Source organism: Streptomyces sp. NPDC088197, assembly GCF_044741185.1.
GTDB lineage: Bacteria > Actinomycetota > Actinomycetes > Streptomycetales > Streptomycetaceae > Actinacidiphila.
The window spans coordinates 439648-449120 of the sequence record NZ_JBIUSD010000006.1; the positions used below are offsets into that span (position 1 = coordinate 439648).

A 9473-nucleotide genomic window follows, 5' to 3' on the forward strand; every position below is an offset into this window, starting at 1 on the left:
GATGTCGGCGAAGTCGGGACGCGCCTGCCCGGCCCACGCTGTTCCATGCGTGAGAGCGGCGAAAAAAATTGCCTGCCGGGCCGCACCCTCTTCTTCGTCGCGTCTTTGCGCAGGCCCCGGATAGGGGTCGAGGGGTGCGAAGTAGTAGTCCCTTCACGGTACATGACACTCATGTCCACAACGGGGGCCGGTGAACGTGATGTTCGACTCGTCTTCGCCGCCGTGCCGAGGGAATGCCGCTCGCGCGGGCGCCGGGCGGCCGGTTGTCGAACACCGGGTGTCGACGTACCGACGTACCGATGAGTCGACCTGTCGCCACGACATGACGCGGCGACAGGTCGACAGCTGACTGCTTGTCGGACGCGGTGTCGTCCGGGCGGCCTTCTAGTCGATGCCGCGCAGGATGTGGGTCTCCGTCAGATCGTCCTCGTAACCGGCGAGGCGGATCGGCGCGCACCGGGACCAGGCGTCCAGGGGGCGTTCCTCGGCCAGGAGCGAGGCACCGTCGCCGCCTCGTTCGGCCGACTCATTGCGCTTCAGTTGATCAGGTGACACCGCGCACTCCTTTGCGTCGCGTGGACCGGCGACACCCGACGCGGCCGTCCGACCGCGCCCGGCGCCCGGTGGGATGGCTCTTCGGGCGGTACGGACGCGGTGGCGCCTTGGGCCCCCCACGCCCGGGGGCGAAGGGGAGGACCGGAGCGCGGCCGAGGTGGGCGACTCGTTCCGGGACGGGCCCCGGGGTTCGGTACATCCCCTGAGACCGGTTCGTCCCGCACAGCGTAAGCCTGCCCGTCCTCCGTCACCAGCCGGTTTCCGGCGCGCTACGCACAGTGGCGAAGTGCCGTGCGCGCGTGCGAAACCGGCCCTGGCCGCTGCCGTGCGGCGCATGGTTGCTACGGTTCCTCGTGCTCAACAGCGAAGAGGACCGAGACGAGGGGCCTGCGTGCGCCATCCGGGTCACGCGCGCCTGAAATATCCGGAGAGCCGGAGATGTCCGCGCCGTCGGCCAAGCCCCGCCGACGGTTGCTGGCCGATGTGAGCCCGCTGCGCGAGCACCCGGACTTCCGCCGCCTGTGGTTCGGCAACACCGTGTCGTACATCGGCTCTCAGATGACCGCGATGGCCGTCTCGCTCCAGGTCTACGCGATCACCGGCTCCAGCTTCTACGTCGGCCTGGTCGGCCTCTTCTCGCTCGTCCCGCTGATCGTCTTCGGCCTGTACGGCGGCGCCGTCGCCGACGCGGTCGACCGGCGCAAGCTCGGCCTGATCACGGCCGCCGGCTCCACCGTCTGCTCCGGCGTGCTGGCCGCGGCGGCTTTCGGCCATCTCAGGTCCGTGGCACTGCTCTACGCCGTCGTCGCGCTCCAGGCGGTCTGCTTCGCGATGAACTCGCCCGCCCGCTCCTCGATGATCCCGCGCCTGCTGCCGCCCGAGCGGCTGCCCGCCGCCAACGCGCTGGCCTCGCTCGCGGGCGGGGTCGGCCAGATGGCGGGACCCATGCTCGGCGCCGTCCTCGTCGGCGCCTGGGGCTACCAGGCCGCGTACACCGTCGACGTCGCCGCCTTCAGCGCCTCCCTCTACGCGATGTGGCGGCTGCCCGCGATGCTCCCCGGCGAAGGGGACGGCGCGGCCCGTCGCCGCCCGTCGGTCATCGAGGGCCTGCGCTACCTCGCCGCCCGGCCCAATCTGCGCACCACCTTCGTCTCCGACCTCGCCGCCATGGTGCTCGCCCAGCCCCGCGTGCTGTTCCCCGCCGTCGCCGGGCTCTGGTTCGGCGGCGACACCCGCACCGTCGGCCTGCTCGCCGCCGCCCCCGCCGTCGGCGCGCTCCTCGGCAGCGTCTTCTCCGGCTGGCTCGGCCGGGTCCACCGCCAGGGCTTCGCCGTGCTGCTCGCCGTCGGCTCCTGGGGCGCGGCCGTCGCCGTCTTCGGCCTCACCCGCAACCTCTGGCTGGGCCTGCTCTTCCTGGCCTTCGCGGGCTGCGCCGACACCGTCTCGATGGTCTTCCGCAACACCATGCTGCAATCCGCCGCCCCCGACGACATGCGCGGGCGCCTCCAGGGCGTCTTCCTCGTCGTGGTGGTCGGCGGCCCCCGCCTCGGCGACTTCCTCGCGGGTTCCGTCTCCGACCTGTTCACGCCCACCGTCGCCGTCGTCGGCGGCGGCCTGGCGTGCATCTCGGCCATCGCGCTGATCGGCCTCTTCCAGCGCGGCTTCGTCGCCTACGACGCCCGCCGCCCGGTGGCCTAGGAGCCGCCTTCAGGGGCGCAGCCGCTCTCGGCGAGCGCCGACACGGCGGCGGCCAGACCGGCCTGCGACGGGTCGCACGCGACGGCGGCGGCCGTCAGCCGCAGGACGTCGGCGAGGGCGCCGTCGGTGAGGTGGTCGGGCGCGCCGACGCGCGCGAGACCGCGGGTGAGCAGGCCGCGGGCGACATCGGGACGGCCGCGGCGCAGCATCTTGACGGTGGCGACGGCGTTGGCCAGGGCGCTGGCGGCCGGGGACCAGGCGGTGGCGGGCGCCGCGGGCACGGTGGCCGACCCGGCCGGCTCCGCGCGGACGGACAGGTCCAGGCGCCAGAAGAGCGGAAGACCGCGGAAGGCGGCGAAGAGCAGCCGCTCGCCCATGGCGGCGGCCGACTCCGGGTCGACGCGGAGCGAGGCCAGCGGCCGGACGCGGCCCAACGCCACGGCGGCGGTGTCGACGCAGTGGGCGAAGCGGTCGCCCGGCACGGTCCATTCGAGGTCGATGTCGCTGTAGGCGTCGGCGGTGCCCGAGGCCAGCGAGCCGCGCAGCCGGGTCCGGGAGCCGGGGCAGTACGCCGCCAGCGCGTCCAGCAGCTCGCGCGCCAGGGCCGCGCGTACGGCCGGGTCGAGGGCCGTCATCCGCTGCGCTCGGGCAGCGCGTCGACGTACACCCACGCACCGTCCTCGCGGCCGAAGCGGCTGTTCTCGTACTGGTCACCCGGTTGGCCGTCGGCCAGGAAGCGGGCGCGGAATTCGACGGTGCCCTCGGTGTGGAAGGCGGTGCCGCCGGTCGAACCGAGGATGTCGAGGCCGGTCCACCGCACGTCCCCGTCGAAGCGCAGGCCCGGCGGCCGGGTGCCGGAGTGCCACGTACGCAGCAGATAGGCGGCGTCGCGTACGGCGAAGGCGGCGTACCGCGACCGCATGAGCTGCTCCGCGGTCGTGGCGGCGGACCGTCCCTGGTGCAGGGCGCCGCAGCAGTCGTCGTACGCGGCGGGCCGTCCGCACGGGCAGGGAGCCGTCGGGGAGAGCCGGGTGGCCGCCGGGCGGCGGTTCTGACGTCGGGGCATCCTCTGATTGTGGCGGACGCCGCCATTCGCGGGAGTCGTGGGTTTTGCCCGCCCCGCAGCGGAAAAGTGCTGACCGTGGCGCAAATCGGGTGCGCGCGCCACCATCCTCCTCCGAAAGGAATCCCCGTGAGTACGGCGCAAGACGAGTCAGCCCAGGTAGCGGTCACCTTCGACGGTTGCGCGAAGGAGGACGCGCAGACCGTTCTCGACGCTCTGAACACCAGCTTCGCCTCGGACCGAGAGCCCGACGACATCCCGCAGGACTCCGCGGACGGGCGGCCGATGGTCTGGAGTGCCACCTTCGACGTGTCCCGCACCCTCGGGGTGCCGGGACCCGCGCGGCTCGGCGAGTCGCTGACGGTCACGGCCCAGGGCGGCTACCGCGCGGTGGACCGGCTGCGGGAGAGCCTGGCCGAGGCGTTCACCGTCCGGGTGGTCGGCACCGCGGCGGGCGACCAGGAGCAGGAGGCGCGCTTCCGGCTGGAGAACCACGGCGCCGCGTGACCGCGTGACCGCGTGACCGACTGCTCGGGACGGGGCGCCGCCTGACCGGGAGGGCGCGCCGCCCGGCGGTCCGCGGCACGTCCGGCCGTACGCCGTCCGTCCGCGTCACGTCCCGCTGTCCGTCCGCGTCACGTCCCGCCGTGCGCCGCCCGTACCGCTTCCAGCGTGTCGGCCTCGGCCGCCGTCTTGTCCTCGCGGTAGCGCACGACGCGGGCGAAGCGCAGGGTGACGCCCGCCGGGTAGCGGGTCGAGGTCTGGAGGCCGTCGTAGGCGATCTCGACGACCAGTTCGGGGCGCACGGTGACCACGTATCCATCGGTCGGGCCGACCGCCAGGGCGAGCAGCCGCTCGGTCTGCCAGTCGAGCAGCGCGTCCGTCAGGCCCTTGAAGGTCTTGCCGAGCATGGCGAAGCCGTCGCCGTCGCGCGCGCCCAGGTGGAGGTTGGAGAGCTTTCCGGTGCGGCGGCCGTGGCCCCACTCGACGGCCAGTACCACCAGGTCGAGGGTGTGCACCGGCTTGACCTTGATCCAGGACGCGCCGCGCCGACCGGCCGCGTAGCCGCTGTCGGCGGCCTTGACCATCACGCCCTCGTGCCCGCGGTCCAGCGTGGCCCGCCAGAAGTCCTCGGCGGCCCGCAGCTCCGCCTCGTCCGCCGGGTCCGACACGACGGTCCGCCGGACCCGCAGCTCCTCGGGGAGGAGCCCGGCCAGCACCGCGTGCCGCTCGTCGTAGCCCCGGTCGAGCAGGTCCTCGGTGGCGTCCCCGTCGCCGACGGCGAGCACGTCGAAGAAGACCGCCGTCAGCGGCAGGGCGCGGGCCGCCGCCGACACGTCGACGCGGGAGCCGACACGGCCCGCGGTCTCCTGGAACGGCCGGGGCCGCCCGTCCGGGCCGAGCGCCAGCACCTCGCCGTCCAGGACCAAACGGTCCGCGCCCAGCGCGCGGACGGCCGCGACGACCTCCGGCAGGCGCTCGGTGATGTCGTCCAGCGTGCGGGTGAAGATCCGGACCGACTCGCCGTCGCGGTGCACCTGGACACGGATGCCGTCGATCTTCTCCTCGATCGCGCAGGGCCCCGCCTTGGCGACCGCCTCGGCGACCGATTTGGCGGAGGACGCCAGCATCGGCAGCAGCGGCCGGCCGACCGCGAGGGCGAATTCGGTGAGCGCGTCGGGGCCGCGCGCCAGCAGGGCCCGCGCGACCGGTTCGAGGGCGCCCGCGAGCATCACCGCGCGGCGTACGCCGGCGGCAGGCGCGCCGGTCGCGGCGGCCAGGCCCTCCGCCGCCGCGGCGTCCAGCGCGCCCTGCCTGACCTCGCCGGTGAGCAGCCCGACCAGGAACTCCTGCTCCCGCTCGGTCGCCGCGCCCAGCAGGCCCTGGAGCAGGTCCCGCCGCCGGCCCTGCGACCCGGCGCCCGCGACCGCGCCGACGGCCGTCAGCGCCTCGTCCACCGCCCGTACGGTCAGCGTCGGCTCCGCGGCGGGCTCGGCGCGGTCCCGCAGCGCCGCCCAGCCGACGCCGAGCCGCCCCTGCGGCAGGCGTCCGGCCAGATACGCGATGGCGACCGGCACGTCCTCGGGCTCCATGGCCCGGAAGAACTCGGCCAGCAGCGCCGTCTTGCGGGTCCGCGCTGATGTGTGCGCGACCTCGTACGAGACACGGGCGACCTCGGCGAACAGCATGTTCTCCATCCTGCGGCGAACCGGGCGGGAACGCCCGGCGTGTGCCGGACGTATGCCCGACGCATGCCCGACGTGTGCCCGGCAGACATCCGGCACACGCGTTCGGCACACCGCACACAATAGAACAGGTGTACGACAGTCGAGGTAGGCTCGGCGCATGAGCCACCCGTCCCCTCAGCAGGCGTCCATCTTCGGCGGCGGCGCTCCGGGCCTCGGTGACCTGGAGGGAGCCCGCCGCACCCACCTCGGACAGGGCGCCTGGATCGACACGCTCCCCGGATGGCTGAGCGGCGCCGACGACCTCTACGCGGAACTGGCCGCGGAGATCCCCTGGCGCGAGGAGCGGCGCCGGATGTACGACAACGTGGTGGCCGTGCCCCGCCTCCTCGCCCACTACCGCGAGGGCGACCCGCTGCCCGCCGACGTGCTCACCGACGCCCGCGCGCGGCTCAGCGCGCACTACGCGGCCGAACTGGGCGAGCCCTTCGTCAGCGCCGGACTGTGCTTCTACCGCGACGGCCGGGACAGCGTGGCCTGGCACGGCGACCGCTTCGGGCGCGGCGGCACCCACGACACGATGGTCGCCATCGTGTCCCTGGGGGAGCCGCGCCCGCTGCTGCTCAGGCCGCGCGGCGGCGGGGGCGCCGGGAGCACCGTCCGGCAGCCGCTGGGCCACGGCGACCTGATCGTGATGGGCGGCTCCTGCCAGCGGACCTGGGATCACGCGGTGCCGAAGACGCGGGGAGCGGTGGGCGGGCGGATCAGCGTCCAGTTCCGGCCACGCGGAGTGGCGTAGGACCGGCGCGGAGTTGGTGCGGGACCGGTGCGGAGTGGCGCGGGACCGGTCGGTTCTCCGGGGGAGCGGCCCCCGCTGCGGGCGCGTACGGCGGCCAGGCGGCTCCCGGCGTTGATGATCGTCGGGCGAGGAGCATACTGGCGGTGACAGCACTGTTGTCCGAAACCGCTGTCAAGGGGTGTCCGAAAAAACCGCAGGTGTCCGAAGGGGGCATTCAGGGTGGACATCGCGGTCGGCCGGCGTCAGGGGGCGCCGAGGCCGACGCGAGAGGCGTGGGAAACGCCACCGGGACGCTGCCGTGCGATGTCGCGAACGGTGGCGCCGTGATCAGTCCTGCCCGGAACTTCTCCCATCCCGCTCTGTTCTACCGCGGCGCGCGCGAGTATCTGGAGGGCACCGTCCCCTTCGTACGGGACGGCCTCGCCGCGGGCGAACCGGTCGCCGTCGCGGCCCCGCCCGTCGGACTCGGCCTGCTGCGTACCGCCCTCGGGTCCGACGCGGGCGCCGTGCGCTTCATCGACATGACCAAGGCCGGGCGCAACCCCGGGCGCATCATTCCGGCCGTGCTCCGCGCCTTCTGCGACGCGCAGCCGCCGGGTCCGGTCCGGATCATCGGCGAGCCGATCTGGCCGGGGCGCACCGCGCTGGAGTACCCGGCCTGCGTCCAGCACGAGGCGTTGATCAACACCGCCTTCGCCGGGCGGCAGGTGACGATCCTGTGTCCGTACGACGCGGCCGGGCTCGCCCCCGACGTCCTGGACGACGCGCACGCCACCCATCCGGTGGTGATCGAGGCGGGCCGCGAGCGGCCCAGCGACCGCTACGCGCCGGACCACGCCGTCGCCTCCGGCAACACCCCGCTGCCCGAGCCGCGGGACGCCGCGTCCTTCGCCTTCGACGACCAACGCCTGCGCGACGCGCGGCGCTTCGCCGTCCGGCTGGCGGGCGGCTTCGGCCTGACCGGCGCCCGGCTGGACGACCTGGCCCTCGCGGTCTCCGAACTCATCACCAACAGCGTTCTGCACGGCGGCGGTTCCGGCACGATCCGGCTGTGGACCGAGAACGACCAGGTGGTCTGCGAGGTCCGCGACGGCGGCAGGCTCAGCGACCCGATGGCCGGCCGCCGCCTGCCTCCGAACGGCCGCCCGGGCGGGCGCGGTCTGCTGATGGTCAATCACATCGCGGACCTCGTCCGCGTCCACGCCGCCCCCGACGGCACGGCGATCCGCTGCTACCTCGGCGGCGCTCCCGTCCCGGCCGGAGCCGCGGACTGACCGACCCCGAACCGCCCCGCCCCGCCGACGTCGCGTGAGCGGGGCCTTTCGCTGTGCGCGCACGGTGTGGTCTCGCGGTACGCGGACGGCGGGGACCCTCCGCCACGCCGAGCCCCTTGACGCCGGGGGAGGGGCCTGGCTTCATGAACGCGGTGGCATGGGAGCGCTCCCATTGCACCCTGCGCTGCCGAGCCGTCACCCATCCCCCCGCGAACTGGTGAAGGGACCTACCAGTGACACGTCATCCCGCCCGTCCTCGTTCCGGGCCGCTCGCACGGCCCCGGCTGCCCCGTCCGCCCCGTCCGCTCCGTCGGAACCGGCCCCATCCGCTCCGGCGGCTCCACCGGCTGCGCCCGGCGGTCGCGGTGCTCGCCGCCGTCGCGGCGCTGCTGCTGCCGCTGACCACCGCGACGACCGCGCACGCCGACCCCGTCACGACCTGCGCGCCGCAGGGCACCCTCCCGGTGGCCGGTGGCGAGTACACGCTCCAGGCCAACGAGTGGAACTCCACCGCGCAGCAGTGCGTCACGTACTCCAGCGGCACCGCGTGGTCGCTGGCGACGGCCGACTTCAACCTGCCGACGAACGGTGCGCCCGCCACGTATCCCTCGCTCTTCAAGGGCTGCCACTGGGGCGCCTGCACGCCGAACAGCGGTATGCCGATCCAGATCAGCAAGCTGGGCAGCGCGGTCTCCTCGTGGAGCACGGTGCAACCGGCGTCCGGCGCCTACGACGTCGCGTACGACCTGTGGATCAACTCGACGCCGACCACGGCCGGTCAGCCGGACGGCACCGAGATCATGATCTGGCTCAACAGCCGCGGCGGGGTGCAGCCGTTCGGCGGGAAGAGCGGCACGTCGGCCGCCGCGGGGCACAACTGGGACGTGTGGACCGGCCGTCAGACCTCGTGGAAGATCATCTCCTACGTGTTGCAGGGCGGCGGGACCTCGGTCTCGAACCTCGACGTCAAGGCGCTGATCGACGACGCGGTCGGCCGCGGTTCGGTCGACCCGGCGCACTACCTCATCGACGCCGAGGCCGGTTTCGAGGTCTGGCAGGGCGGCCAGAGTCTGGCCACCACCGGCTTCTCCTTCAGTGCGAGCGCGGCGGGCTCCGGCGGCACCGGCTCCGACACCCAGGCGCCGACCGCGCCCGGCGGCCTCGGCGTCACCGGGACCACGGCGACCTCGGTCTCTCTGGGCTGGTCGGCGGCGACCGACAACGTCGGGGTGACGGCGTACGACGTCTACCGCGGCGGCGCGTTGGTGGGGACGACCGCCGGCCGGTCGTACACCGACTCGGGGCTGACCGCCGCGACGGCGTACACGTACACCGTCAAGGCGCGCGACGCGGCGGGCAACACCTCCGCCGCCTCGGCGCCGGTGACCGCGACCACCTCCGGCGGGTCCAACGGCGGTGGTGGCAGCGGCTGTTCCGCCAGCTACACGGTGAGCAACGACTGGGGGAGCGGCTTCACCGCCGATGTGACGGTGGCCAACAGCGGTACGTCGGCGACGCGTTCGTGGACGGTGTCGTGGACCTACCCCGGCAGCCAGCGCGTCACCAACTCCTGGAACGCCACCGTCGCCCAGTCGGGCGCGGCGGTGACCGCGGCGAGTCTCGCCTACAACGGCGCCCTCGCGCCGTCCGCCGAGACCCACTTCGGATTCCAGGGCACGTACAGCGGCGGGAACGCCGTTCCCGTGCTGACCTGCACGGCGACCTGACGCACCGTCCGGTCGCGCCTCGCGGCGGCCCCGGGGGGGGGGGGGGCCCCCCCCCCGGGCCCCCCGGGGCCGGCCCCCCGGGGGAGGCGAAACAATGAGCCCCCCCCCCCGGGTATTGTTGGGTTGTCCATGAAAAAAACAGGGGAGAAGGTGGGACAATGTGTATTACAA

At 73.9% G+C, this 9473-nt stretch carries 9 protein-coding genes; 5 read left to right on the top strand and 4 right to left on the bottom strand.

Going from position 1 to position 9473, the window contains the following annotated elements:
- Positions 1–384: 384 nt before the first annotated feature.
- Positions 385–555: a hypothetical protein gene (locus ACIOC1_RS18170; RefSeq protein ID WP_401855297.1), complete on the bottom strand. Its 171-nt coding sequence runs from the start codon at positions 553–555 to the stop codon at positions 385–387.
- A gap of 438 nt (positions 556–993) precedes the next feature.
- Here ACIOC1_RS18170 and ACIOC1_RS18175 point away from each other — a divergent pair, with 438 nt between their 5' ends.
- Positions 994–2253, top strand: coding sequence for an MFS transporter (locus ACIOC1_RS18175; RefSeq protein WP_401855299.1), 1260 nt, complete (start codon positions 994–996; stop codon positions 2251–2253).
- Here the strand turns inward: ACIOC1_RS18175 and ACIOC1_RS18180 are convergent.
- Both ACIOC1_RS18180 and ACIOC1_RS18185 read right to left on the bottom strand, forming a co-directional pair.
- Complete coding sequence (locus ACIOC1_RS18180; protein ID WP_401855302.1) at positions 2250–2924, bottom strand: hypothetical protein; 675 nt, start codon at positions 2922–2924, stop codon at positions 2250–2252. The genes ACIOC1_RS18175 and ACIOC1_RS18180 overlap by 4 nt on opposite strands.
- Entirely contained in the window at positions 2885–3319 is a 435-nt protein-coding gene (locus ACIOC1_RS18185; RefSeq protein ID WP_355350289.1) for a YchJ family metal-binding protein, read from the bottom strand. The genes ACIOC1_RS18180 and ACIOC1_RS18185 overlap by 40 nt, the downstream gene beginning before the upstream one ends.
- A 126-nt stretch (positions 3320–3445) precedes the next feature.
- On the opposite strand from ACIOC1_RS18185, the gene ACIOC1_RS18190 reads away from it, so the two are divergent.
- A complete protein-coding gene (locus ACIOC1_RS18190; protein ID WP_355350292.1) occupies positions 3446–3823 on the top strand; it encodes a hypothetical protein in 378 nt (125 codons plus the stop codon).
- Between the two features lie 128 nt (positions 3824–3951).
- Here the strand turns inward: ACIOC1_RS18190 and ACIOC1_RS18195 are convergent, their stop codons facing one another.
- On the bottom strand, positions 3952–5505 hold the full coding sequence (locus tag ACIOC1_RS18195) for an ATP-dependent DNA ligase (protein ID WP_401722640.1): 1554 nt from the start codon (positions 5503–5505) through the stop codon (positions 3952–3954).
- 157 nt (positions 5506–5662) lie between these two features.
- On the opposite strand from ACIOC1_RS18195, the gene ACIOC1_RS18200 reads away from it, so the two are divergent.
- The 3 genes from ACIOC1_RS18200 to ACIOC1_RS18210 all read left to right on the top strand — a co-directional run bounded on the left by ACIOC1_RS18200 (position 5663) and on the right by ACIOC1_RS18210 (position 9302).
- Positions 5663–6301 carry an alpha-ketoglutarate-dependent dioxygenase AlkB gene (locus ACIOC1_RS18200; protein ID WP_401855306.1) on the top strand — a complete coding sequence of 213 codons (639 nt, stop codon included), beginning with the start codon at positions 5663–5665 and terminating at the stop codon, positions 6299–6301.
- Between the two features lie 323 nt (positions 6302–6624).
- The gene (locus ACIOC1_RS18205; protein WP_401855308.1) at positions 6625–7575 is read left to right on the top strand and encodes an anti-sigma factor RsbA family regulatory protein; all 951 of its coding nucleotides are present in this window, start codon (positions 6625–6627) and stop codon (positions 7573–7575) included.
- A 365-nt stretch (positions 7576–7940) separates the two neighbouring features.
- Positions 7941–9302, top strand: coding sequence for a cellulose binding domain-containing protein (locus ACIOC1_RS18210; RefSeq protein WP_401855310.1), 1362 nt, complete (start codon positions 7941–7943; stop codon positions 9300–9302).
- Positions 9303–9473: the final 171 nt, after the last annotated feature.